This is a genomic window from Streptomyces avidinii, from assembly GCF_045161815.1.
In the GTDB taxonomy this organism is placed as follows: Bacteria; Actinomycetota; Actinomycetes; order Streptomycetales; family Streptomycetaceae; genus Streptomyces; species Streptomyces avidinii.
Genome location: NZ_CP108863.1, coordinates 7,882,357 through 7,906,840, shown reverse-complemented (window position 1 = coordinate 7,906,840; position 24,484 = coordinate 7,882,357). Strand labels below are relative to the sequence as shown.

Below are 24,484 nucleotides of genomic sequence, written 5' to 3'. Positions count from 1 at the left end.
AGGAGCACCCTGTGAGACGCAAGCGAGTTCTGCCGCTGGCCGCACTGCTGCTGTGCACGCCGGCCCTGGCCGGCACGGCACCGGCGGCCGCCGCGCCGCAGACCGCACCGCAGACCGGGCCCGCCGGGCCGTTGCGGATCCTGCTCACCAACGACGACGGCTACAACGCGCCGGGCATCCGCAAGGCCTACGAGCGGCTGACCGCCGCCGGACACGACGTCACGATCGTCGCCCCGCTCACCAACCAGAGCGGCGCCGGCACGAGGGTGTCGAGCGCCCCGACGATCACGGTGAAGCACCCCGAGCCGAAGGTCTGGGCCGTCGACGGCACCCCGGGCGACTCCGTCTCCTTCGGGCTGGCCGAGGTCTTCGCCGAAGATGCCCCCGACCTGGTCGTATCGGGCACCAACTTCGGCCCGAACGTGGCCGGTCTCGCCACCCACTCCGGTACGGTCGGCGGCGCCGTCGCCGCGCTGGAGCACGGCGTACCGGCCATCGCGCTGAGCACCGGCGGCGTCACCGTCCCGGACCCGGTCACCACCGTCAACGCGATGGGCCCGACGCTCGACTTCGCGGTCAAGCTGATCGACCGGCTGCGGACGCGCGCCCGTTCCGGGCCGCTGCTGCCCCAGGGCGTCGGCCTGAACGTCAACCACCCGGTGGTCGGCGCGGACGGCAAGGGAACGGCCGCCGGTGTGGCCTCGACCTTCCAGGATCCGCAGACCCTGCTCGAACCGGACTTCACCGACGCGGGCGACGGCACCTGGAAGGTGACCGTGAAGGTGGACCTGCGGCCCGCCGCCCGGGGCGGTGACCTGGAGGCCGTCACGGCCAACCGGATCGCCGTGAGTCCCATGAGCCCCAACTGGAACACCGGGCCGGCCGACCAGGCCGTGACCTCCGCACTGATCGCCGGGCTCCGCCCCTGACGAGCCCCGGCCGGGGCGGAGCCCGCACCCCGTTCCGCCCCGGCCGGCCGGCCGACACCCGGCGCCCACCCCGATCCCCGGCCCCGGCCCCGGCCCCGGCCCCGGCCCCGGCAAGAACCTGCACGTACCCGGCACGACGTCGTCACGCACCGGCACACTCCAGGAGGAGACGGATGAAGAGGCCCGGAAAACGGCTGCCCTCGGCAAGGTCCCTGCTCGGTACCGCACTCGCTCTGGTCGCCCTGCTCGCCTCGGCGCCCCCCGCGGCGGCATCCCTGTCGTCCTCCCCGTCCGGCGGGTCACCGCGCCCGGTGGTCACCGTCGCGCAGGGCGGCCTGCACGGCCAGTCCCGCGACGGCGCGCAGGAGTTCCTCGGAGTCCCCTACGCCGCTCCCCCGGTCGGGGATGCCCGGCTCCGGGCACCCGCGCCTGCGCCCCGGTGGCCCGGGGTGCGGGAGGCCGCCCGGCAGGCTCCCGCGTGCCTGCAGTTCTCGCCCTTCGGCCTGAGCGATCCGGCGGCCGCCAGCGAGGACTGCCTGTACCTGGACGTGTACCGGCCCCGGACCGCCCGCCCCGGAGCCCGGCTCCCGGTGATCGTCTGGATGCACGGGGGTGCGTACAGCCAGGGCACGGGCACCCAGTTCGGCGGACGGACCATGGCGGAGCTCACCCAGAGCATGGTGGTCAGCATCAACTACCGGCTGGGACAGCTCGGATATCTCGCGCTGCCCGAGCTCGGCCGCCAGAACGCCCTGCGCTCCGGGTCCTTCGGGCTGATGGACCAGCTCGCGGCGCTGCGCTGGACCCGGGAGAACATCGGCGCGTTCGGCGGGAACCCGGGGAACGTCACGATCTCCGGGCAGTCCGCGGGCAGCGGCTCCGTCTGTGCGCTGCTGGCCGCCCCGTCGGCCGCCGGCCTGTTCCACCGGGCCGTGCTGCAGAGCGGTCCGTGCACCCTGCTGGGTACGCCGGACAGCGCCGAGGCCGAGGGGCAGGCCCGGGCCTTCGCCGCCCGGGCGGGGTGCCCGGCGGCCACCGAGCCGGCCGCCTGTCTGCGTGCCGCCTCCGGAGCTGCGCTGGTGGAGGCGGCCCGTACGCTGCCGACCCGGGGACCCGCCTCCGGCGACGGTCTGTTGCCCGTCGCTCCCGCGCAGGCCATCGGGAGCGGCGCGTGGAACAAGGTGCCGGTGCTGATCGGGAGCACCCGTTCCGAGGCCCGCTTCTTCGTGGCCCTCACCCAGCCGCAGCTGACCGCCGAGCAGTACACGGCCCGGGTCCTGGCGGATCACGGGGCCGCGGGACCCGAGGTGCTCACGCGCTATCCGGTCGCGGCGTACGGCTCGCCGTACCTGGCGCTGTCGGCCGTGATGACGGACTCGACCTTCGCGTGCCACACGCAGTGGTCGGCGCAGCTCTTCGCGACGCAGGTGCCGACGTACGTCTACGAGTTCGACGACCCGCGGTCGCCGACCCTCGCGGGTGCGCAGGTGCCGGGTCTGGACCAGTCGAACGCGCACAGTGCGGAGCTGGCCTATCTGCACGACTTCACGATGGGCGAGCGTCCGCTGACTCCGGTCCAGGTGGCGCTGGGGAACCGGATGAAGCGGTACTGGGCGGCGTTCGCCCGCTTCGGCGCGCCGGTGGTACCGGGGCAGACCGTATGGCCGCCGACCGGCCCCGGAGCCGCCGGGGTGCTCACCCTCGATCCGTCGGTGACGCGGACGAGCACCTCGTTCGGGGCGGACCATCAGTGCGCCTTCTGGCGGACCCGGCCTCCCCGGCCGCTGTGAGGCCCGCGAGGGTTCGAGCGACTCCCCTCGCCCCCGGCGGCCACCTCAGCGCTCGAAGAAGCCCGCGTCCCCCGGCTCGGTCTCCATCGCCCGGCGGTTGAATCTCAGGAGGCCGAGGAAGGCGAGCCCGCCGGCGAGGAGCAGTCCGGCCACGATCACCACGGAGACGAGCGCCTCCTCGGGTGCCACCAGCACGCACAGCGCGACGAGCGTCCACACCAGCGCGCAGATCGCGACCGGCAGTTCGAAGCGCCCGAGGTCGAAGGCGCCCTTGCGGCGACCGAGTCGTTTCCGAACCGCCAGGTAGAGCACGATCGTGGAGCCGTAGGTGATCGCCGGGAGGATCGTCGACGCCGTGATCAGCTCCAGCAGTGCGGCCCCGGGCAGCGCGACCATGAGGACGACTCCGAGGGCGAAGATCAGGATCGTCGCCGGGATCGGCGTCCTCGTGCGCGGGTCGACCTTCCGCATCAGCCGGTGCGCGGGGAAGCGTCCGTCGCGCGCCATCGCGAAGATGAGCCGCGAGCAGGCGACCATGGCCACGATCCCGGCGCCGAAGAACGCGAACGAGATCGCGACCAGCAGGATCCTCTCCGCCGTCGGACCGAGTTGGTCGCGCATGATCGCCGCGACGGGCGAGCCCTCGGCGGTGATCCGGGGGATGTCCTCGATCGCGACGGTGAGCGTGATCAGGAACAGCAGGCCCAGCAGGCCGGCTGCCACGACCGACCCCACGATCGCGCGCGGGACGGTGCGGTAGGGGTCCTTGGCCTCCTCGGCCAGGTTCGCGGCCGAGTCGAATCCTACGAGCGTGGCCAGGCCCATGATCATCGCGATCATCAGTCCGCCGCCGACGGCGAAGTAGTCGGGGGCGTTCTCGGTGACTCCGCGCGAGGTGAGGTTGCCGGCCGACCCGTCGCCCGTGATCGCCACGGCGATGACGAGCGCGACCGCCACGACGATGACGAGGGTGAGTTCGAGCCCCACGGCGACCGAGTTGATCCAGCTGACCAGGCGCGTCGACGCGATGGCGAGGACAACTTGGACGAACAGCACCACGACCGTGATCAGGCGCGCCGTACCCTCGTCCGGCCGAAGGCCGGCGAGCGGCATGAACGCCTGACTCGCGAGCGCGTTGTCGACCGCCACCACGCTGATCGCCAGGTAACAGAAGGTCAGCCAGCCGAAGCCCCAGCCGACCTTCGGACTGGCCAGCCGGGAGGCCCACTGATAGGACGATCCGCTGAGCGGGATGCGGGCCGCGAACTGCGCGACCACCAGCGCCACCAGCGTCTGTCCCACCCCGGCGATCGTCCAGAGCCAGATCCCGACCGGCCCGGCGCTCAGCAGCACGTCGTCGTACGTCGCGAAGATGCCGACGGCCACCGAGATGAACGCGAACGAGATCGCGAACACCTGGAAGGAGCCGAGCGTCCGTTTCAGTTCCTGCTGATAGCCACCGAGCTCGACGGGATCCCCGCCGTCCGGGCCGTGCGGGGCCTGCGCCGACGGGTCCGCCATACCGGCCACCTCGACTTCCCCGGTTCCTGGCCCGACGTCGGGGTGCGGACCGGTGTCCCATTCTCGCCGTATTCGATGGGTTCGCGGCGCTCGACGCACCGGGGGCCGGGCCCGGCGGGTGACCCCGTCCGGTCAGGCCGCCCCGGCAGGGCGCAGCCGACGGCCCCGTATCCGGAGCACCGCGACGGCTGACACCGTCAGAGCCACCGCGGCGGCCCCCACCGTCAGCAGCCAGGCCGGAACGCCGCCCACCGTGAGCAGCTTGTCGTGGTACACCACCCGGCGGTACGGGGTGTCCGCGGCGGTGGCGCGCAGCTCGTGGTCGGCGTCGATGCGCTCCGGAAGCGGGAACCGCTGGTCGATCGCCGTGAGGAACACCGGCTCGGCACCCGTCAGTTCGGAGAGCGGGCCGGCCTCGGGACGGATGGTCCCCGCGAAGGTCACCTCGGGTGCGGAGCCGCCGATCGGGGAGGCGGGCTCCATGCGGTGGTCGGCCAGCACGTACAGGCCGAGGGATTGCGGTGTCCTCGCCATCCGGGAGAGCCGCATCGGGTAGACCAGCCGGTCGCTCTCGAAGCGGATCCGCAGCGGGTCCAGGTCGCCGCGCAGTGGCTTGTCCCGGTCGCGGGGGGCGAGCCGGACCGCCACGTACTCCCACTTCTGGTCGACGTACGGCTTGACCTCGGTGGCGAGGCGGTCGGGGAGCTTGAAGCCGTTGCTCTCCAGCCAGTTCCGCAGGGCGTCCGGGTCGGTGGCGGTCAGCCGGGCGACGTCGAAGTCGCCGAGCTGTTCACGGCCGACGACGCCGACGGGCGGCGCCGCGCTGCCGGGCGCCGGAGCTCCGGCCGTGTCCCCCGTGGCGGGGTCGAAGGGCCAGTCGCGCTCACGCGGCCAGAAGTAGCCGCGGCTCCTGTGTTCGGGCCGGGTCAGTCGGCCCAGCTCGTCGAACATCCGGCTGTCGCCCAGCTCCACCGTGGCCCGGCCCGGTACGGGCATGATCCAGGCGGCCCGGTGGGCGTCCCCGCCGACGGAGAAGCGCATGACGATCTGCTCCGTGCGGCCGTCCCAGCGCACGACGGAGGTCTCCCGGTCGACCCCGATCCGGGACTGTCCGTCGGGAATCATGGCCCCGCACCCGCACGCGTAGGCGGGGTTGACCAGTGCGCCCAGCTGGGTCGCGAGCAGGGCGAACAGCAGTGCCAGAATTCTTCGTTTCATCCACACGGGGTCTCAGACGACGGCCCCCGGAATCCGGTTCCGACCCCCCTCGCCGAGCGCTCCGACCTGGCCTCATACTGTGCCCCATGACGGGGAGCGAGAAGCGGCAGCAGGCTCTGCTGCGCCGGTCCGCGGGCTTGCACAGCCCGCTGGTTCCGGATTCTGTGGTGGCGGAGATCGCGCGGCACGACTGGGAGGCCATCGTGTGCGGCTGCGGCCGCTCCGCGGGCCATCTCGTGGACGCCGTGCGGGATGCCGCCGAGGGGCATCCCGCCGCGTTCCACGCGCTGGAGGGGCACGTGTTCTTCGCCGAGCACCTGAAGCCGCCCGCGCCGGCGGTGTGCGCCGTGCTGATGGCCGTATGGTCCGCCCGGCCGCCCCGGCGGGCGACCCGCGAGGCCCTGCTGTGGACCCTGCTCGCCCTGTTGTGCACGGTGGACGACGGCGGGACCCACGAGGCCGGGCTGCACGGGCAGTGCGCCGCCTTCATCCGTACGGGTGTCGACGGCTTCCGCCGGGAGGTCGCCACCGCCCCGGGCTCCGGGGCGGCCGCCTACGCGGAGGGCATCCTGGACATCCTCGGCCTGCCGGCCTGATCCCGGGGCAGGTCCGGAAGTCGGTGCGGAAGCAGTCGGTACGGAAGTCGGTCCGGGGCCGGTCCGGGAGTCAGCCCACCGCCGTCAGGCAGCGCCGCAGCCGCGCCACGGTGACGTCCTCCAGGGACTCGGCGAAGGTCCGCGGCGGTGACGCCGGGACCGCCAGCAGGGACGGGACCACCAGGACCGCGCAGCCGGCGGTCTCGGCGGAGGCGGCGCCGTCCGGCGAGTCCTCCACCGCGACACAGGCCCCCGGCGCGAGGCCGAGGCGTTCGGCGGCGGCCCGGTAGGGGTCCGGGTGCGGCTTGGTGCGGGGGGTGTCGTCGGCGGACAGGGTGAAGGCGAAGGGCACATGGGCCAGTGAGCCCCCGACCACCGAGTCGACGACGACCCGCGGTGACGCGCTGACCAGGGCGAAGGGCACTGCCTGCGCCTCCAGTTCGGTGAGCAGCCGCTGGGCGCCGGGCCGCATGGGCGCCCCGGCCTCCACTCCGCGGAAGAAGCTCTCGGTGAGCGCCGCGGCCACCTCGTACGGGTCTCCCCCTCCCGAGACCCGTACGAGATGGGCGGCGGTGTCCTGCACCGCCCGGCCGACGACCTCCGGCGCGTCCGCGTCGGTGAGCCGGTGGCCGAGGCCGTCGGCTATCTCCTCGGTGGTCCGCCACCACAGCACCTCGGTGTCGACGAGGGTGCCGTCCATGTCGAACAGGACCGCGGCGAGGGCGCTCACGCGGACCCGGCCACGACGAGCACGGGCCGCTCGGCCAGCCCGACGGTGGCGCGGGCGCCCGGTACGAGGGCTCCCGCTTCCCGCGAGGGCAGGTCCGCCTTGACGGTCACCCCGTCGGGCAGGTCCAGGTGGAGCCGGGTCACGGAGCCGAAGAAGGAGGCGGAGACCACGGTGGCGGCGCCCTCGCCGTCGGCGGCGACGGTCACGTTCTCGGGGCGTACGAGGACCTGCACCTGCGGCGTCGTGGGGACCGGGCCGTCGACGGGCAGGCGGGCTCCCGCCACCTCGACCAGGCCGGAGCCGGCGAGCCGGCCGGGCAGCCGGTTCATCGTGCCGACGAACTCGGCGACGAAGGGGGTGGCCGGGCGGTCGTACAGCTCGGCCGGGGCGGCGCACTGCTCCAGCTTCCCGGCGTTCAGGACGGCGACCCGGTCGGCCATCGACAGCGCCTCCTCCTGGTCGTGGGTGACGAAGACGGTGGTGATGCCGAGGGAGAGCTGCAGGCGGCGGATCTCCTCGCGCAGGTTCGCCCGTACCTTGGCGTCCAGCGCGGAGAGCGGCTCGTCGAGCAGGAGCACGCGCGGGCGCAGGGCGAGGGCGCGGGCGAGTGCGACGCGCTGCTGCTGGCCGCCGGACATCTGGTGCGGGTAGCGGTCGCCGTGGTCCGGGAGGCCCACCAGGTCCAGGAGCTCGGCGGCGCGCTCGCGGCGCTCGGCCGCGCCGACCTTGCGTACGCGCAGGCCGAAGGCCACGTTGTCGCGGGCGCTGAGGTTCGGGAAGAGGCTGTACGACTGGAAGACCATGCCGGCGTCGCGGCGGTTGGCCGGGACCCGGGTGATGTCCTGTCCGTCGACGAGGACCTCGCCGGAGTCGGGCTGCTCGAATCCGGCGACGACGCGCAGGGCGGTGGTCTTGCCGCAGCCGGACGGGCCGAGCAGGGCGAGGAGTTCACCGGGTTCGACGGTGAGGTCGAGCCCGTCGAGGGCGACGGTGGATCCGAACGCCCGGCGCAGGCCGCGGAATTCGACGCGCGCGCCCGCGGGCCGGTCGGGATCGGCCGGCTTCCTGGCCGCGGGAAGGGTGGTGGGCGTGGTGGACATGGACTCAGGACTCCTTGCGGGAGGTGGTGGCGGGCGCGGCCGCGGCGGTGGAGGGGGTGGTCCCGGCCCGGGAGAGGGCGATCAGCAGCAGCCAGGTGATCAGGAGGCTGAGGATGGAGACGGCCACCGACATTCGGGCCTGCGCTCCGGAGATCGAGACGATCCACACGGCGAAGGGCTGGAACCCGAGGAGTGAGGCGATGGTGAACTCGCCGAGCACCAGGGCCAGCGTGAGGAAGGCTGCGCCGGCGAGCGAGGCCCGCAGGTTCGGCAGCAGCACGCGCAGGACGACGTACGGCCAGCTCGCGCCGCAGCTGCGGGCGGCCTCGACCAGGGTCGGTACGTCGACGGCGCGCAGGCCCGCGTCGAGCGAGCGGTAGACGAAGGGGAGCGCCAGGACCGTGTACGCGAGGACCAGGACGACGGGGAACTTCTCGTTCTGGACGGCGATGAAGGTCTGGTACAGCGGGGTCCGCGACAGGTGTTCCGGTCCCCAGCGCAGCACGGTGGTGATGCCGGTGACCAGGGCGATCGGCGGCACCACCAGCGGCAGCATGCACATCACCTCGACGACCGGGCGCAGCCGTGGGGAACCGATGCGTACGGCCACCAGGGCGGGCACGGCGAGCAGCAGCGACAGTGCGATGGTCGCGGCGGCGAGGCCGAGGGAGAGGAGCAGGCTCTCGGTGAAGCCGTCGGCGGAGAGCAGCTGGGTGTAGGCCTCGAAGGTGACGCCCTGGCCGGGCACGTGCACGGTGAAGACGAACGAGGCGACGAGCGGGACGATGAAGTAGGCGCCGGCCAGGACCAGGACGGCTCCGCGCCGGATACCGGGCCGGGGCCGCCGGGCCGCGGTCCGCGCCGGAACCCCGGCGCCCGCGCCCTTGGTGCCCCGGGCGTCCTTGAGGTCCTTGGCGTCCTTGGGGCTCTCGGCGCCGTCGGTGCAGCGGGAGGTCGGGGTCATCGCAGCCATCGGGCGCTCCGTCGCTGGAGGGGCAGGTAGACCGCCATGACCAGGCCGGCGATCAGGATCATGTCGAGGCCGAGGGCGAGCGCCACGTTCTCCTGGCCGGTGAGTACGTTCCCGGACAGCGCGTCCGCGATCTTGAGCGTGACGAGGGGGACGGAGCCGCCGACGAGGGCCGCGGCCGTGGCGTGGGCGGCGAAGGCGGTGCCGAAGAGCAGGACGAACCCGCCGAGCAGAGAGGGCGCGAGCACGGGCAGGCCGACATGGCGCCAGAACTGCCATCCGGTGGCTCCGCTGCTCTGGGCGGCCTCGCGCCACTGCGGGCGCAGTCCGTCCAGCGCCGGGGCGATCACCAGCACCATCAGCGGGATCAGGAAGTACAGGTAGACCACGGTGAGGCCGGTGAAGGAGTACAGGCTCCAGCCGAGGGCGGTGAGGTCGGCCAGCTGGGTGACGACGCCGGAGATCCCCACGGTGGCGATGAAGGCGAACGCGAGGGGTACGCCGCCGAAGTTGGCGAGTACGCCGGAGGCCGTCAGCGCGGCGCTGCGCAGGCCCGCCGAGCGGGAGGTGACCACGGCCTGCGCGATCACCACGCCCAGGACGCCGCCGACGAGTGCGGTGAGGGCGGAGAGCTGGACGCTGCCGATGAGGGAGCCCAGGTAGGGGCCCTGGAGGGATCGGGCGAGGTGCTCACCGGTCACCCGGGTGGCGCCGCTCGCCGGGTCGGTGCGGGTGACCGCGCCGTAGGCCATGGCTCCGAGCGGGATGCCGAAGCAGAGGCCGGTGAAGGCGAGCAGCGGGAGGGTCGCGAGCCAGGTGCGCGGGCCGCGCCGCCGGCGGCGGGTGCCGCCGGCGACGCGGGAGTCGGTGGTGGAGGACATCAGGAGAGTGCCTTGTCCCACTTCTCGGCGAGGGTGGCCTTGGCCTTGTCGAGCTCCTCGGAGGCGGGGAACGCCGGGGTGCCCTGGACCTGCGGGAGCTTGGCGACGGCGGCCTTGTCGGCGGTGCCGTCCTGGGTCATGCCGGGGAGCAGGACCGGGCGGGCGTATCCCTTCAGCCAGAGGTTCTGGCCCTCGGCGCTGTAGAGGAACTCCAGCCACAGGCGGGCGGCCGCCGGGTTCGGGGCCTCCTTGTTGATGGCCTGCGAGTAGTACTGGGCGTAGACGCCGTCGGTGGGGACGGCGACCTTCCAGTCGACGCCCTTGCCCTTGAACTGGTCGGCGTAGCCGGCGTTCAGGTAGTCCCAGTCGATGGAGATGGGCGTCTCGCCCTTCTCCACGGTGGCCGGGGTGGACTCGACCGGGATGAAGTTCCCGCTCTTCTTCAGCTGACCGAAGAAGTCGATGCCGGGCTGGATGTCCGCGAAGGAGCCCTTGTTGGCGAGGGCGGCCGCGTAGACGCCGCCGAAGGCCGAGCCGGACTTGGTGGGGTTGCCGTTGAGGGCGACCTTGCCCTTGTACTCGGGCTTGAGGAGATCGGCGAAGGTCTGCGGGCAGGTGGGGATGCGGGCGGCGTCGCAGCCGATGGAGACGTAGCCGCCGTAGTCGTTGGTCCAGCGGCCGTCGGCGTCCTTCTGGGCGGCGGGGATCTTGTCCCAGGCGGTGACCTTGTACGGGGCGAAGAGGTTCTCCGCGGCGCCGCTGCGGGCGAAGGCGATACCGAGGTCGAGGACGTCGGGGGCGCGCTTCTGGCCCTTGCGGGACTTGACGGCGGCGATCTCGTCGGCGCTGGAGGCGTCCGGGTTCTCGCTGTTCACCTTGATCTTGTACTTGGCCTCGAAGGCCTTGATGATCTCGCCGTAGTTCGCCCAGTCCGGCGGCAGTGCGATCACATTGAGCTCGCCCTCCTTCTGTGCGGCGGCGGCGAGGGCCTCCAAGGAACCGAAGTCGGCGACCGAGGTCGCGGCGCCCGGCTGCACGCCGTTCTTGGCGCCGTCGGCGCCGGCGGACTTCTGGTCGGGTGCGGCACCACACGCGCTGAGCGTGGTGAGTACGGCGGCGCTGAGCAGTACGGCCGCACCGCGACGGGCGGAGGAACTGAGCACGGTCTCTCCCGGAGACGAGGGTGGGTTCACTTGTCTGAACAAGTTGGCTCCAGTTCGCCCGGGCCCGCTGTACGGACGGTGAACGGCGCCTGTCCCGTGGAGCACGACTCGACGAAGAGACGAGAATGACCGGAAGAAGCCGTGACAGAACCTGTTGGAATGATCATGTGAGGCCGGTGCACAGCGATTCCGGCACGGCACCGCCGGCACACGGCAATCAGGGGGCGAACGGCATGAGCACGAACGCGGGCACGGTCAGGTACCTGGAGATCGCCGAGGCGCTGCGCCGGGAGATCCTCTCGGGCGAGCTCCCGGTGGGGGCGCACCTGCCCTCGGAGAGCGATCTGGCGGCACGCTGGTCGGCATCGCGCGGGACGGTCCGCCAGGCGGTGGCCACCCTCGCCGCGGAGGGGCTGATCGGTTCCCGCCAGGGCGCGCGCCGCATCGTCCTGCGCCGGGAACGCCGGCACAGCTTCGGCGAGCTCAACAGCTTCGCCCAGTGGGCCGAGCGCCTCGGGCACCGGGCCGCCAGCCGCTTCCTGTCCCGCACCCGCAGGCCCGCGACGGCCGAGGAGGCGGACCGGCTCGCGCTGGCCCCGGGTACGGAGATCCTGGCCGTGCTTCGGCTGCGCCTGCTCGACGGGGAGCCCACGATGGTGGAGCGGACCGCCTACGCCGACTGGGTCGCGGCAGCCGTCGAGGCGATGCCGGTGGAGTGCCGCTCCGTCATGGACAGCCTGGCCGAGGGCTCGGGGGTCGTCGCCCACTACGGCGAGCACCTCATCGACGCCCTTCCGGCCGGCAGCGAGGACGCCCGGCTGCTGGAAATCCGCCGCGGCAGCCCGCTGCTGCGCCAGCGGCATGTCTCCGTGACGGCCACCGGCCGCCCGATCGAGTGGTCCGACGACCGCTACCGGGCCGGAAGCGTCACCTTCAGTGTGAGCAACTCGTCGGTGGCAACTCCCTTGGAACGGCGCGTCGGAGACCAGTGATCCGTCAGAGCGCGGCGCGCGGGGTGGCGGCGGTCTCGGCGATCGCCCCCGGCAGCCAGTCGGTGACCCGGCCGAAGCGGAACCCCAGGGCCGAGGCACGGCCGTTGTCCATGGCGTAGGCGCGGTCGAAGGAGAAGGGCGAGGCGGCGGCGCCCGGCCCGACCACCCGGTACCGCGGGCTGCGCCCGACCTGCTCCGCGACCGCCTCGCAGAGCGCGATGACGTCGAGCGCGCCGTGCGAGGCCGCGTTGACGGTCCCGGTGAAGGTCTGCTGCGCCGTCCGGAGCAGGAATTCGGCCATCTCCTGGTGATGGATGAACGAGGTGGCGTACGGGGCCTCGTGGACGGCGACCGGGATGCCGGCCCCGATCCGGTCCGCGTAGTGCGCGAGCCGACCGGTGAACTCCGCGGGGCCGCCGCCGAGGACGTGCGCCGCGCGCACGCCGACGTACGGGAAGGCCGGCTCGCGCAGGAAGACGGCCTCGGCCCGCCGCTTCCCCTCTGCATAGGCGTACGCGGGCCCGGGCGCGCGGCCCGGCGCCGCCGGTACGAGCGGCAGGCGCGCGGGGTCGAGCGACGCCTCGGTGACGGGGGCGGGGGCGCGGGCCGGGGCGGTGGCTGAGCCGGCGGCGGCGGTGGCGGGGAAGTGCGGACCGGCGGGGAGCGTGGCCGGGTCGTACACCTCCATCGTCGAGGTCATGACGTAGCGCCCGGTCCGCCCGGCGAACACCCTGCGGGCCACGGCGGCCTGGAGCGGCGTGTAGCAGACCTGGTCCACGACCACGTCGAAGCCGCGGGAGCCCAGCGCCGCCCGCAGCCCTTCCTCGTCCTCGCGGTCGGCGACGAGGCGGCCGACGCCGGGGGGCGGTGCGGCGGAGCCGCGGTTGAGGACGGTGACCCGGTGGCCCGCGTCGCGCGCCCGGGTGACCAGGGTCTTTCCGAAGTACCGGCTGCCACCGATGACGAGAATCCGCTTCATGCGTTCGACTCTGCCGTTGTATCGTCCCGGGCGGAACCGACGAGCCGCTGAACAGGTCGTAAGGAAAACTGATGATCGATGTGCAGCGGCTGCGTGTCCTGCGGGCGGTGGCCGAGCACGGCAGCTTCAACCGGGCCGCCTCAGCCCTGCTGTTGACCCCGTCGGCCGTATCCCAGCAGATCGCCGCGCTGGAGCGCTCGGTCGGCCACCCGGTGGCGGTGCGCAGCACGCGCGGGATCACTCTCACCGAGCCCGGCCGGCTGCTGGTCGAAGCGGCCGAGTCGATATCCGACGAGCTGGACCGGGTCCGGCACGCGATCGACCGGCTCACGGCGCAGCGGCCCCGCCTCACCGTGGCCACCTTCACCAGCGGGGGCCGGCACCTGCTGCCCGCGGCACTGTCCCGGTTCGTGGACGCGCATCCGGAGGTGGAGCTGACGGTGCTGGAGAGCGAGCCGGAGGACGCCGTGCCGATGGTGCGCGGCGGCGCCGCCGACCTCGCCCTGGCGTACCACTTCGACGGGCCGCCGCCGGTGCGTCCGGACGAGCGCCCGGGGCTGGACTGGGTGCCGCTGATGGAGGATCCGCTGTGGCTGGTGCTGCCGCGCGGCCACCGCCTCGCGCAGCGGCCGTCGGTGGGCCTGGCCGAACTGCACGCCGATCGCTGGGTGCTGGGCTGTCTGAAGACGGAGGCCTATCTGCGCCGGTACGCGGAGCTCGCCGGTTTCGACCTCCGAGTGGCGGCCTCCACCACCGACTACTTCTTCGCGCAGACCCTGGTCACGGCGGGCGTCGGGGTCTCCCTGGTCCCGCACGTCTCGCTCGCGCCGGCCCCGGAGTCGGCCGTGGTCCGCGTCGAACCACCGCGCCCCGCCCGGCACATCGGGGTGGTCCTGCCTCGGCGGCGGCGCCCGCAGCCGTACGCCGAGGCCCTGACCGCCGCGCTCGTCACCGCCGCCGCCGGCGCCGGGGCGCCGGCCGGGGCACCCACCGGGGAGCGTCCGTGAACCATCTGCTGTGCGGGCTCGCCGCCAATCCGGCGCTGCCGCCCGAGCTGGTCGATCGCCTGATGGCCCGCGCGATGAAGGAGGCCGGGGACGAGCCCGAGTTCGCCGATGACCTGGCCCACTCCCTGGCCGACCGCGCCGACCTGCGCCGCGAACAGGCGCTGGCGCTCGCCGGAAAGGCGCATCACACTGCCATGTTCCTCGCCTACAGCGGGAAGCTCGACGCGGCCGACGTGGATCCCGCGGCCGCGCCCTACGTGGCCGTCGCCCTGCTCGACGAGGGCCGCGGCCGCCCCGAGTGGGCCCCTCTCCTCGCGGCGCACCCGGACTCCGGGGTCCGCTGGAAGCTGGCGTCCTGCCCCGGCCTGCCGCCCGATGTCACGGACCGGCTCGCGGCCGACCCCGACTCCGAGGTGGTGGCGGAGCTCGCCCTCTGGACGGGCAGTCGCGTGACCGCCCGTCTCGCGCTCCACCCCGATCCCCGGGTCCGCCTCGCGGTCGCGGCCAACCCGGCCACGCCGGTCGAGTCGGTGCTCGCCCTGGCCGAGGACCCCGTACTCAGCCTGAATTGGGCCCTCTCCGAGCGCACCGATCTGCCGCAGTCGCTCTACGCCCGGCTGGCCGCCGATCCGCTGCCCGGGGTCCGTGCCGCGTACGCGCGCAACCCCGGGGTCGGGCCGGAGCTGATCGGTGTCCTGGCCGCCGACCCGGACGAGGACGTACGGTGCGCCCTCGCCGGGCATCCGCACGTACCGCTCGACCTGCTGGCCGAGCTGGTCGTCGAACACCGCACCGGGTCGGACCTGCTGCCGCGGATCGCCGCCGCCACGCAGGCCGAACTCGCGGAGCTGGCCGCGTCCCCGCTCGCCCCCGTACGGATGCTCGTGGCGCGGCGGCACGATCTGCCCGCGCAGGTGCGGGACGCGCTGGCGGGCGATCCCGACGCGGCCGTGGTGCAGGCCGTCGCACCGCACCCCGGCCTGTCCGAGGCCGCGCTGCGTGCGATGGTCGGACGGTTCGGCGTACAGGTCCTCGCCCGGGTCGCCGCCAACCCGGACGCCACCGGATCCCTGCTGGAGGACCTGACGCGGCATCGACCGGGCGTGCGGCGGGCGTTGAAGGAGGTCGCCCGGCACCCGAACGCGACGGGCCCGGCACTGCTCGCCTGCCTGGCGGACCGGACGGCCCGGCCCCTCGCCGCCGCCCACCCGGCGCTCCCGCCCGAAGCCGTCACCGAGCTGCTCGCCGACGAGAACCACAGCGTGGCGGAGGCCGCGGCGGGCAACCCCTCACTGCCGCACGCCGCGATGGCCCGGCTCCTCTAGGCCGTCTCTTTCGGATCCTGCCGGGCCCGCGACGCCCGGCACCGCACCTCGCCGCGTTGTCGGGCCCGCCCCGGTACGTCCAGTACCAGGACGACCCTCCGCCTTGCGATGCACGCCGCCGGACGCCGCGGGCTCGGCCGACAAGATTCGAAAGAGACGGCCCAGCCGGCCGGGGTCGCGATCGGCGTTCTCGGCGCGCTGGTTCCGGCGCGGTCGGCGGCCCGGATGACGATCGCGGCGGCGCTGCACACCGAATAGGACACCGCCCGGAGGGATTTCGTCACCTCACCGGGCCGGGGGTCGTTAGGGCCTGGGGGTTGACTCGGGGGCGAAGGGATGACGGTATGCGGCAGTTTCCTCTGGAGATGCACCACATGGCACCGGGCCGGGTGGTGGAGTGGCGGCTCACGTCCGCGGCGGCGGAGGCCGCCGGCCCGGGCGACCCGGCGGGCAGGAAGGCGTCCTTCAACCAGGACAAGCACTTCACCGTCGCCGAGGAGAGCCGGGCTGCCGACGACCCGGTCGCGTCCTGGGTGGCGGTGACCTTCGAAGTGACCGGCCCGCTGGACGAGCAGGCCCTGGCGCAGTCCCTGCTGTCCTTCGTGCAGCGCCACGAGGTCCTGCGGTGTGCGTTCCGCCGTCTCGCGGGCGAGGTGGCCTGCGAGCCGTTCGATCCCGCCGGCCTGACCCTCGAGGCCCGGCAGGTGGGCGAGTTCGGGACCTCCGAAGGGCTGGGCGAGTTCCTCGTCGAGCGGTTCAAGCGGAGCATCGACACCCTCTCCTGGCCTCTGTTCATCATGGGTGCGGTGGTGCGCGAGGACTCCTCGACGGTCTACCTCGCCTTCGACCACATCGTCTGCGACGGCATGTCGATGCCGATCGTGGCCCGCGAGGTGTCGACCGGCTACGAGGCCCTGTGCCGCGGCGAGGCCGTCGAGCTGCCGCCGGCGCCCAGCTACCTCGACTTCGCCGAGGAGCAGCGCCGCCGCTATCTGTCCATCGACGCCCGCGACGAACGCCTCGACTACTGGAAGGCCTTCATGGGGCCGGCCGGGGAGTTCTTCCCCCGCTTCCCCCTCGACCTCGGTGTCGAGCCGGGCCGGATGTACCCGATCGTCAACGAGGCCTCCACCCTCCTGGACGCCGCCGAGGCCGAGGTGTTCGAGAAGACGTGTCTGGCGGTGGACGGCAAGCCGTTCATGGGGGTGCTCGCCTCGGTCGCCGTCTGCCTGCGCGAGGCCGGCGGCCCGGGCGTGTACCGCGGCCTCATGCCGGTCAGTGAGCGCGGCCGGGACACCTGGGCGCACTCGGTGGGGTGGTTCGTCAACACCCTGCCCATCGAGTTCGACGCCTCGCCCGGCCGGGACTTCGCCCAGGTGATGGCCTCCGTCCGGGCGGGCTTCGGCGAGATGATGAGCCATCTCGACGTGCCGTTCGTACGGGCGTGGGAGTTGCTGGCGCCCGAGGAGTTCGCCGCCCGCTCCTGGCCGCACCCGGTGAACTTCTTCTCGTACATCGACATGCGCAAGTGCCCCGGGGCCGAGCGCCACGACGAGTGGCGGCCCACCACCCATGTGTGGTCGGCGCGTGCCAACGGGGCCTGTTCGTGGTTCCAGCGGGACGCCGACGGGATGCACATGAACTCCCTCTACGTCGACACCCCGGCGGCCCGCCGGACCATGGGCGACTTCCAGACGGCGCTGCGCCTCACCGTCCAGGAGATCGTCCGGTCCGGCGGCTTCCGCCGCCCCATCGCGCTGACCGCGCCGCGCCGCCCCGTCCGGACCCCGCTGGACGTGGCCGCTTTCGCCCGCCGCGGCTGAGCGCGGTGGCACGGGCGGTGTACCCGGTCCGGCACGGCAGGACCCCGGCGCGCAGGATCGCGTACCCGGCGGCGGTGCGGAGGACCGCTGTCGGCAGCCGGGCGGCCGAGCCGTGCAGCAGCATGTCGGCGTGGGCGAGCGGGCTGTCGACGGTCGGGACGGGACTCCCGCCGGACCCGCCTCTCCACCGGGTCCGAGCCGGTTCAGAGCCGGGACGCACGCCCCAGCAGCAGGGTGCGTTCCCGGGCGTTGTGCGTGAGTGACGCCGCCCGCTCGAACTCCGCCCGGGCCTCCTCCGTCCGGCCCAGCCGCTCCAGCAGGTCTCCTCGTACGCTCGGCAGCAAGTGGTAGGCGCTCATCGCCGGTTCGGCCGCCAGGGCGTCGACCAGCGGCAGGGCCGCCGCCGGGCCCTCGGCCATGGAGACGGCGACGGCCCGGTTGAGCTCCACCACCGGGGACGGGATCAGCTGGACGAGCCGCCCGTACAGCGCGGCGATCCTCGGCCAGTCGGTGTCCTCGTAGCGGACCGCCGCCGCGTGGCAGCCCGCGATGGCGGCCTGGACCGCGTACGGGCCGTTCCCGGCATGGCCGAGCGCCCGGGCGCCCCGGTGGATGAGCATGCGGTTCCACCGGGCCCGGTTCTGGTCGGCGAGCAGCACCGGTTCCCCGTCGGGGCCGGTGCGGGCGGCGATCCGGGATGCCTGGAACTCCAGCAGTGCGGCCAGGCCGTGCACCTCGGGCTCCTTCGGCATCAGGGCGGCCAGTACGCGGGCCAGGCGCAGGGCGTCCTCGCACAGGGCGGGGCGGACGAGGTCGTCCCCGGCGGTCGCCGAGTACCCCTCGTTGAAGACGAGGTAGATGACCTCCAGGACCGAGGAGAGCCGCGCCTCGCGATCGGCACCGTACGGAACCTCGAACGGCACCCCGGCCTTGGCCAGGGCCCGCTTCGCCCGGACGATGCGCTGGGCGACGGTGGCCTCGGAGGTGAGAAAGGCGCGGGCGATCTCCTGGGTGGTCAGCCCTCCCATCAGGCGCAGGGTGAGCGCGATCCGGGCGTCGGTGGCGAGGACGGGGTGGCAGGAGGTGAAGATCAGGCGGAGCAGGTCGTCGTCGATGTCCTCGGGGTCGGCCGGTTCGGCGGGCGGCGGTACGTCCTCCAGGCTCCGGCCGACCTCCGCGAGCTTGCGCGCGTACGTCTCCTTGCGGCGGACCAGATCGATCGCGCGGTGCTTGGCCGTGGCCATGAGCCAGGCGCCCGGCCGGTCCGGGATGCCCGCCTGCGGCCACTGCTCCAGCGCCGCGACGAGGGCGTCCTGGGCGATCTCCTCGGCGATGCCGACGTCACGCACGATCCGGGCGACACCCGCGATGATCCGCGCGGACTCGATCCTGAACACCGCTTCGACCGCTTGGGCCGCACTCACTGCCGTCACGGCCACCCATCAGAGCAGCCGTGACGAGGCAGGGCAAACGCGGCGCGGGAACGCGGGGATCACATCTCCTGGATCTCCCGGACCTCCGCGCTGACCTTCCATTCCACCGGGTGGATCTCGAGGAAGCGCCGGGTCCACTCGATGGCCTCGGCCTTGTCCTTGCACTGGCTGAGGGAGTAGCCGCCGACGACCTCCTTGGTCTCGGTGAAGGGGCCGTCGGTGTAGCTGATCTTCCCGCCGGACCAGCTGAGCCGGGTCGCCTCGGAGGTGGGGAGCAGCCCGGCGGTGTCGAGCATGACGCCGGCCTTGGTGATCTCCTCCAGGAGGGCGCCCATCCGCTGCTCGAACTCGGGCGGGAAGACGGTGTCGGTGGGCAGGTCCTGCTCGTTGATGCGGATCATCGTCAGGAAGCGCGGCATGGTGACTCCTCGGTCGGGAGGGCGGGGACGTTCCCCGCCTCTCACCCCTGCGTCGAACGGGAGACGCCCGGATCGACAGCTCCGGGAAAATTCTTCGAGGAATTTTCCGCGGCGGCCACCGGGTCCCCCCATCCGGCCCCAATCCGACCCCCTCGGGCCCTCTGGACAGCGGCCCCGTTCGGCGGTGTGCTGGACCTGGGCGGGGCACGACAACGGAACGGGGGCGGATCCGTTGGCGGCTGAACACGAGATCGACGCGGCCGGGGGGCAGCGGCCGGTGGCGTCCGACGAGGACGGTCCGGGCGGTGGGGAGCGGGGCGACGGCCGTTCGTACATGGGGCTGGCCGGGGACGCCTTCGCCGACTTCGACCGGGTGGTGTGTTCGCAGTGCGACTACGCGTATCCCGTGCTCGACGTCCAGGACCCCACCCCCTTGCCCGAACGCTGTCCGAACGACGACTCGACGCTCATCCACCGGTCGGCGGGGTGGCAGCCAGGTGCTGAATGACTTCTGGAAGGGACTGGGCGGGAAACTGTCCGAGCGCTGGCTGGCCGCGCTGTTCTCACCGGCCTGTCTGTTCTGGCTGGCCGGGGCCGCCGCCTGGCTGCGCGGCGTGGGGTGGCCCACGGTGCAGAAGCTGGGCTGGGCGGGGGCGGCGAAGCAGTGGACGGCGGGGCTGACCGAGCTGCCCGTCCTCGTGCAAGGGGCCGCGGTGGTGGGGCTGTTGCTGTTGCTCACCCTGTCCGGGCTGCTCCTGCAGTTCTTCTCCCAGCCGCTCATCCGCGGCCTGGAGGGGTACTGGGTGCTCCTTCCGGGGCCGCGGCGCCGGCTGCGCGAACGGCTCGGCCGGCGCGCCGACGCCGACATCGCGGCGCTGCGTCCGCTCGCCGCCCGCCCCGCCGATTCCCTCGACGCCGAGTCGCTCGCGCGGCGCGGCCGCCTGGCCCGTCGCGTGCGGTCGGTGCCGTTCGATCCCCGGCGCAGGATGCCGACGCGGTTCGGCAACGTACTTCGGGCCTCGGAGGACCGGGTGCGCGCCCACTACGGGCTGGACCCGGTCGTCTGCTGGCCCAGGCTGTGGCTGCTCCTGCCGGACACGGCCAGGACCGAGGTCCTCGCCTCCCGCCGGTCGGTGCACCTGACCGCGCACGTGTGGGCCTGCGCCGTCCTGAGCTGCGTGTGGTCGGTGTGGTCCGTCTGGGCGGTCCCGCTGTCCCTGGCCGTCGCCGCCACGGCGTACCGCGGCTTCCTGCTGTCCGCCGCGCGGCTGCACGCGGACGTCGTCGAATCCTGCTTCGACCTGTACCGGCAGCAGTTGTACGGGTCCCTGCGCCATCCCCTCCCGGAGAACCCGCTCGCGGAGTACCGGGCCGGGCGGCGGCTCACCACCTACCTCTCCGCCGGGTCCCGCCGGCCCGAGCCGCTCTTCACCGATCCGTCCTCGTCCGGTGCCTCCGGAGGTCCCCCACCGTGCTGAGCGAGCTCTTCGACCATGCCATCGGCCTGCCGCCCGACACCGATCCGGACACGTTCGGCGCGGCCTGGGAAGCGGTCATCACCCATCCCGGCTTTCCCTCGCTGTCGGTGCCGGCGCGCTGGTCCGCCCTGATCGCCGTCGGCACGATCCGGCTGCAGCGGCACCTGGAGAACGGCCGCATCGACGACCTGGCAGGGGCGCTGACCTGCCTGGAGAGCGGCCTGCGGCTGCCCTCCATCCCGGCCGCGAAACGGGCCTCGGCCTCCTTCAACCTCTTCCGGGCGCAGGAATGCCGGTACGCCCTCTCCGGCGAACCCGATGACCTGCTCACGGCGGTGCAGACCCTGTGGTCCCTCGTGGACCAGGACCTGCCCGGCACGTCCGCACGGGCGATGTCCCGCACGGTGTGCGGGCTCGTCGACGCGCACCCCGGCGAGCCGACCGCCCCTCTGCTCGCCCTTCGCCGGGCCGCACTGGAGCGGCTGCTGACCGATGCGGCCGACCCCGACCTGCCCCGGTACCAGCTGTCCCTGGCCCTGCAGCTCGCCACCACCTTCGACGGGAGTCCCGCGGCCCACCGGGCCGGCCTGGCGCGCGCGGTACAGCTGGCCGCGGACGCCGAGGGCCGGCTGCCCGAGGGCGAGGAGCGACGCACCGCCGCCGGGCTGCTGGCGCAGTTACGGGAGCTGCTGGACTGGGCCGAGGAGAACGCCCCCGCGGAGCGTCCGCCGGAGGACCCGCGGATGATGGACGTCTTCGAGTTCGCCGAGAGCCTCGAGGACATCCCCGACCGCGACGAACGCCTGCGCCGGATCCGCGACGCGCTCGCCACCAACCCGTACGAGGTCTCGGGGACCGGCTGGGTGATGCTGTGCATGTTGCTGGCGGAGGAGGTCCTCTCGCCGCGCACGAACGGAAAGATCGACACGGACGAGGCCATCACGGCCCTGCGGGCGATCCTGGACCTGCCCGAGACCGCGGAGCTCGGTGTCACCCTGGAGCTCAGGGTCAATCTGGGCATCGCCTACGACCGGCGCCGCGAGGGCGACCCCGTGGCCAACGCGGCGGAGGCCCGGGCCCTCTTCGAGCAGTGCGCGGCCGAGGTGCCTGCGGATCATCCCCGCCGTCCGGTCGTCGCGTGCGCCCTCGCCCAGGCCCTGCTCGACGAGGCCGGGCTGAGCGCCCGGAGCGAGGACATCGAGCGGGGCATCGTCCTGTGCCGCGACGTACTCGACTCCATGCCCGGGGACGCCGATCCCGTGATGCGGGCGAAACTGCTCAACACGGTCGTCAGGCTGCTGCCCCTGCGGACCACGGGGGATCCGGAGCGGAACTCCGAGGAGGCCATCAGCGCGGCCCACGAGGCCCTCGACCTGCTCGACCCCGTCACGGAGGCCGTACAGCGCGGGGACGTCCACCACAACCTCGCGCGGCTGTACCGGGACCGGATCCGTGAGGGCCGGGAGGCGAACCTGTGGCGTGCCATCGAGCACTACCGCGCGTCCCTCGCGGCCCAGCCCAAGGACGAGATGCCGCTGGACTGGGCCATGTCCCAGGTCTCGCTCGGCGTGGCCTACAGCATGATGCGTGGCCGCGACGTCGAGGCCACGCAGCGGCTGGCCGTCCAGGCGTTCATGGCCGCGCAGTCCGTCTTCACCCTGGAGGAGCACCCGCGGGACTGGGCCAACGCCGAGTTCAACCTCGGGGTCGCCTTCGGCGACGGCGAGGTGCGAGCCGAACCTGATCTCGACCGCGCGATCGCCCATCTGACCTCCTGCCTCCAGGTGTTCACGCAGGAGGCGACCCCGCGGCAGTGGGCGCTGACGCAGTCCTTCCTCGGGGTGATGCGCGGGCAGACCGGAGAACCGGAGCAACTCCGCGCCGCGGCAGAACACTTCCGGGCCGCCCTGCGGGTGCTGACGCTCGAGCACAGCCCCCGGGACTGGGCGAGCGTCCAGCTCAACCTGACGCAGCTGGAGCCCACGGAGGACCGCACCGTCCACGAGGAGACGATCAGGACCCTCTCCGAACGCGGCCAGGGCGGCGACGCGTTCAAGGCCGCCATGGTCTATCTGCGGTTCCTCGCCGAGCGGGAGGACTGGCGGGCCGCGGCGGACGCGGGGGCGCGGGCCGCGGAGCTGCACGAGAGCCTCTATCAGGACGCCCTGCTCAGGCAGAGCCGGCACATGGAGCAGCGGGCGGCGGCGCGCGACGTGCTGGGGATCGTCACCGTGATGGTCAGGGCGGGCCGCACCCTGGACGCCGTCCTCCTCCTGGAACGGACCCTGGCCCGGGAGCTGGGCGAGAGCCTGCAGCAGGAACAGGACGTGCTGCGCAGCGCACGCGACGGCGACCCCGAAGCCTTCGACGCCTACCGGGCGGCCTGCGACCGGCTGGCGGCGCTCGCGGGCGTCGAACGGTCGGTGCCCGCCGCCTACGGCACGTCCGACGTCGAGCGGCTCCAGTTGTCATTGGTGCGGGCGATCGCCAAGGCGCGCCGGGAACGGGACGACGCCCTCGCCCGCCTGACCGCGGCGGCCGAGCTCCTGCGCCCGCCGGGTCTCGGCGAGCTGTCCGCCGCCGTGCTCCCGCACCGTCCCCTGGTCTACGTGTTCGGGTCCGCGGAGGTCGTACGTCTGCTGCTCGTCCGGCGCGACGAGGGGGGCGGCCTGGACATCGACAGCCGGATCGTGGACCAGCGGGACGTCCCGGCCGCCGGCGATCCGGGCCCGCTGCTCCACGGCCGGCTCACCGACGCCCTGGCGGTGTGGCTGCGCGGCATGGGCGTCGCGGAGGTCACCCTGGTCGCGTGCGGTCCGCTGGCGGGGCTGCCGCTGCACTCCTACCTCCACGACGGCCGGTGCCTGCTGGACGAGTTCGCGGTGTCCTACGCGCCCTCGGCGGCCGTGCTCGCCCGCAGGCCGGCGGCCCGGCCGGGGCCCCCGGTGCTGGCGGCCGTCGGCGACCCGACGAACGATCTGCCCTACGCGTCGGCCGAGGCCGCGGCCGTCGGCGCGCTGCTCCCCTGGTCCCGGCGGACGGTGCGGCACGGCGCGGCGGCCGTCGCTCCTGTGTTCCTCGAGGAGGACGTCCCCGGGGCCACGCACGTCCACCTGGCGTGTCACGGTTCCTTCGAGCAGGAGAGCCCGCTGGAATCGGCCTTCGTGCTGGCCGGGGGCACCCGGATGACGCTCCGCGGGATCATGGCCGGCCGTGCCTTCCGGGGCGTGCGGCTGGTGTTCGCGTCGGCCTGCCGCACGGCGTCCACCGACGCGTTCCTGCCGGACGAGGCCATCGGGCTGGCCTCGGGGCTGCTCCAGGCCGGTGCGCGCGAGGTGATCGCCGCGCTGTGGAACGTGAACGACCTGGCGACCATGCTCATCGCGACCCGCTTCTACCACGAGCTGGAATGCGGCATGTCCGAAGGCGCCCCCGTGGGCGCCGGGCGGGCCCTGCGCACGGCCCAGTTGTGGCTGCGGGACTCCACGGCGGAGCAGTTGTCCCGGTGGTGCGCCGACCTGCTCGACGCCGTGCCGGACGAACCGGCCCGCGCGCGCCTGCGCGAGGCCGTGGCCTTCCTGGACAGCCGGCCGCCGCGGATCCCCTGCTACGCGGAGAGCCGCTTCTGGGCCGCCTTCGTCCACGTGGGCCGGCAGGAATCCCCCGGGGCCCGACCGGACCCGGCTACTCGCGAGTAGGATCGCGGGCCCAGGCATCTCCGAGAGGATTCCCGATGGCGCGCATCTCCTCCCCCATGCTGCTCGCCGGTCTGCTGGCCGGAGCCGCGGTCGCCCACGCGGCGGCGCCGAGGCAGTTCGACGCGACCGTGCCCCGTTCGCTGCCGGGCAGCCCGCGCGGGTGGACGTACGCCAGCGGGGTGGCCGAGCTGGCCCTCGCCGCGGGCGTCGCCCATCCGCGCACCCGCAGGGTGGCCGCGCTGGCCACGGCGGCGTTCTTCGTCGGCGTGTTCCCGGCCAACGTGAAGATGGCCGCCGACGCGCGCCACCGCTCCCCCGCGGTCCGGGCCGTGACTCTCGCCCGGCTGCCGCTCCAGGTACCGCTCGTGCTCTGGGCCCGCCGGGTGAGCCGGGGTGCCGCGAGCCGCTGAGCCGGCCTCCGGATCCGCCCGG

General features: G+C 73.5%; 21 protein-coding genes. 11 read left to right on the top strand and 10 right to left on the bottom strand.

Going from position 1 to position 24,484, the window contains the following annotated elements; all coding sequences use genetic code 11:
- Positions 1-11: 11 nt before the first annotated feature.
- Positions 12-929 carry a 5'/3'-nucleotidase SurE gene (gene surE, locus OG373_RS35715; protein WP_405442779.1) on the top strand — a complete coding sequence of 306 codons (918 nt, stop codon included), beginning with the start codon at positions 12-14 and terminating at the stop codon, positions 927-929.
- A gap of 173 nt (positions 930-1,102) precedes the next feature.
- On the top strand, positions 1,103-2,719 hold the full coding sequence (locus OG373_RS35710) for a carboxylesterase/lipase family protein (protein ID WP_405442777.1): 1,617 nt from the start codon (positions 1,103-1,105) through the stop codon (positions 2,717-2,719).
- 45 nt (positions 2,720-2,764) lie between these two features.
- Here OG373_RS35710 and OG373_RS35705 read toward each other — a convergent pair whose 3' ends face one another.
- Together OG373_RS35705 and OG373_RS35700 are read right to left on the bottom strand one after the other, a co-directional pair.
- Entirely contained in the window at positions 2,765-4,240 is a 1,476-nt protein-coding gene (locus OG373_RS35705; protein ID WP_405442775.1) for an APC family permease, read from the bottom strand.
- 132 nt (positions 4,241-4,372) lie between these two features.
- Positions 4,373-5,458, bottom strand: a complete 1,086-nt coding sequence (locus OG373_RS35700) for a DUF2330 domain-containing protein (RefSeq protein ID WP_405442773.1) — start codon at positions 5,456-5,458, stop codon at positions 4,373-4,375.
- An 86-nt stretch (positions 5,459-5,544) separates the two neighbouring features.
- Here OG373_RS35700 and OG373_RS35695 point away from each other — a divergent pair, with 86 nt between their 5' ends.
- Positions 5,545-6,054: a hypothetical protein gene (locus OG373_RS35695; RefSeq protein ID WP_405442771.1), complete on the top strand. Its 510-nt coding sequence runs from the start codon at positions 5,545-5,547 to the stop codon at positions 6,052-6,054.
- 70 nt (positions 6,055-6,124) lie between these two features.
- Here OG373_RS35695 and OG373_RS35690 read toward each other — a convergent pair whose 3' ends face one another.
- From OG373_RS35690 to OG373_RS35670, 5 genes are read right to left on the bottom strand one after another with little or no spacing between them, the layout of a single operon-like run.
- Positions 6,125-6,784: an HAD family hydrolase gene (locus OG373_RS35690; RefSeq protein WP_405442769.1), complete on the bottom strand. Its 660-nt coding sequence runs from the start codon at positions 6,782-6,784 to the stop codon at positions 6,125-6,127.
- A complete protein-coding gene (locus OG373_RS35685; RefSeq protein ID WP_405442767.1) occupies positions 6,781-7,884 on the bottom strand; it encodes an ABC transporter ATP-binding protein in 1,104 nt (367 codons plus the stop codon). The genes OG373_RS35690 and OG373_RS35685 overlap by 4 nt, the downstream gene beginning before the upstream one ends.
- Before the next feature lie 4 nt (positions 7,885-7,888).
- Positions 7,889-8,857, bottom strand: a complete 969-nt coding sequence (locus tag OG373_RS35680) for an ABC transporter permease (RefSeq protein ID WP_405442766.1) — start codon at positions 8,855-8,857, stop codon at positions 7,889-7,891.
- Positions 8,845-9,735: an ABC transporter permease gene (locus tag OG373_RS35675; RefSeq protein WP_405442765.1), complete on the bottom strand. Its 891-nt coding sequence runs from the start codon at positions 9,733-9,735 to the stop codon at positions 8,845-8,847. Before OG373_RS35675 ends, OG373_RS35680 begins: the two co-directional genes overlap by 13 nt.
- Positions 9,735-10,898: an ABC transporter substrate-binding protein gene (locus tag OG373_RS35670; protein WP_405442763.1), complete on the bottom strand. Its 1,164-nt coding sequence runs from the start codon at positions 10,896-10,898 to the stop codon at positions 9,735-9,737. The genes OG373_RS35675 and OG373_RS35670 overlap by 1 nt, the downstream gene beginning before the upstream one ends.
- A gap of 233 nt (positions 10,899-11,131) precedes the next feature.
- On the opposite strand from OG373_RS35670, the gene OG373_RS35665 reads away from it, so the two are divergent.
- Positions 11,132-11,890 (top strand): GntR family transcriptional regulator, encoded by a 759-nt coding sequence (locus tag OG373_RS35665; RefSeq protein WP_405442761.1) that lies wholly within the window; start codon positions 11,132-11,134, stop codon positions 11,888-11,890.
- 4 nt (positions 11,891-11,894) lie between these two features.
- Here the strand turns inward: OG373_RS35665 and OG373_RS35660 are convergent, their stop codons facing one another.
- Complete coding sequence (locus OG373_RS35660) at positions 11,895-12,869, bottom strand: NAD-dependent epimerase/dehydratase family protein (protein WP_405442759.1); 975 nt, start codon at positions 12,867-12,869, stop codon at positions 11,895-11,897.
- Between the two features lie 71 nt (positions 12,870-12,940).
- On the opposite strand from OG373_RS35660, the gene OG373_RS35655 reads away from it, so the two are divergent.
- From OG373_RS35655 to OG373_RS35645, 3 genes are all read left to right on the top strand, one after another.
- Complete coding sequence (locus tag OG373_RS35655) at positions 12,941-13,876, top strand: LysR family transcriptional regulator (RefSeq protein ID WP_405442758.1); 936 nt, start codon at positions 12,941-12,943, stop codon at positions 13,874-13,876.
- Positions 13,873-15,201 (top strand): hypothetical protein, encoded by a 1,329-nt coding sequence (locus OG373_RS35650; RefSeq protein WP_405442756.1) that lies wholly within the window; start codon positions 13,873-13,875, stop codon positions 15,199-15,201. Before OG373_RS35655 ends, OG373_RS35650 begins: the two co-directional genes overlap by 4 nt.
- 344 nt (positions 15,202-15,545) lie before the next feature.
- Positions 15,546-17,024, top strand: coding sequence for a condensation domain-containing protein (locus tag OG373_RS35645; protein WP_405442754.1), 1,479 nt, complete (start codon positions 15,546-15,548; stop codon positions 17,022-17,024).
- 203 nt (positions 17,025-17,227) lie between these two features.
- On the opposite strand, the gene OG373_RS35640 is transcribed toward OG373_RS35645, so the two are convergent.
- Positions 17,228-18,448 (bottom strand): RNA polymerase sigma factor, encoded by a 1,221-nt coding sequence (locus OG373_RS35640; protein WP_405444321.1) that lies wholly within the window; start codon positions 18,446-18,448, stop codon positions 17,228-17,230.
- Positions 18,449-18,516: 68 nt separating this feature from the next.
- Positions 18,517-18,876 carry a YciI family protein gene (locus tag OG373_RS35635; protein ID WP_397735494.1) on the bottom strand — a complete coding sequence of 120 codons (360 nt, stop codon included), beginning with the start codon at positions 18,874-18,876 and terminating at the stop codon, positions 18,517-18,519.
- A 232-nt stretch (positions 18,877-19,108) separates the two neighbouring features.
- Between OG373_RS35635 and OG373_RS35630 the strand changes: the two genes are divergently transcribed.
- From OG373_RS35630 to OG373_RS35615, 4 genes are read left to right on the top strand one after another with little or no spacing between them, the layout of a single operon-like run.
- A complete protein-coding gene (locus tag OG373_RS35630; RefSeq protein WP_405442753.1) occupies positions 19,109-19,384 on the top strand; it encodes a hypothetical protein in 276 nt (91 codons plus the stop codon).
- The gene (locus tag OG373_RS35625) at positions 19,374-20,354 is read left to right on the top strand and encodes a hypothetical protein (protein WP_405442751.1); all 981 of its coding nucleotides are present in this window, start codon (positions 19,374-19,376) and stop codon (positions 20,352-20,354) included. Before OG373_RS35630 ends, OG373_RS35625 begins: the two co-directional genes overlap by 11 nt.
- Positions 20,348-24,052 carry a CHAT domain-containing protein gene (locus OG373_RS35620; protein ID WP_405442750.1) on the top strand — a complete coding sequence of 1,235 codons (3,705 nt, stop codon included), beginning with the start codon at positions 20,348-20,350 and terminating at the stop codon, positions 24,050-24,052. The genes OG373_RS35625 and OG373_RS35620 overlap by 7 nt, the downstream gene beginning before the upstream one ends.
- Before the next feature lie 35 nt (positions 24,053-24,087).
- Positions 24,088-24,462, top strand: a complete 375-nt coding sequence (locus OG373_RS35615) for a hypothetical protein (RefSeq protein WP_405442749.1) — start codon at positions 24,088-24,090, stop codon at positions 24,460-24,462.
- Positions 24,463-24,484: the final 22 nt, after the last annotated feature.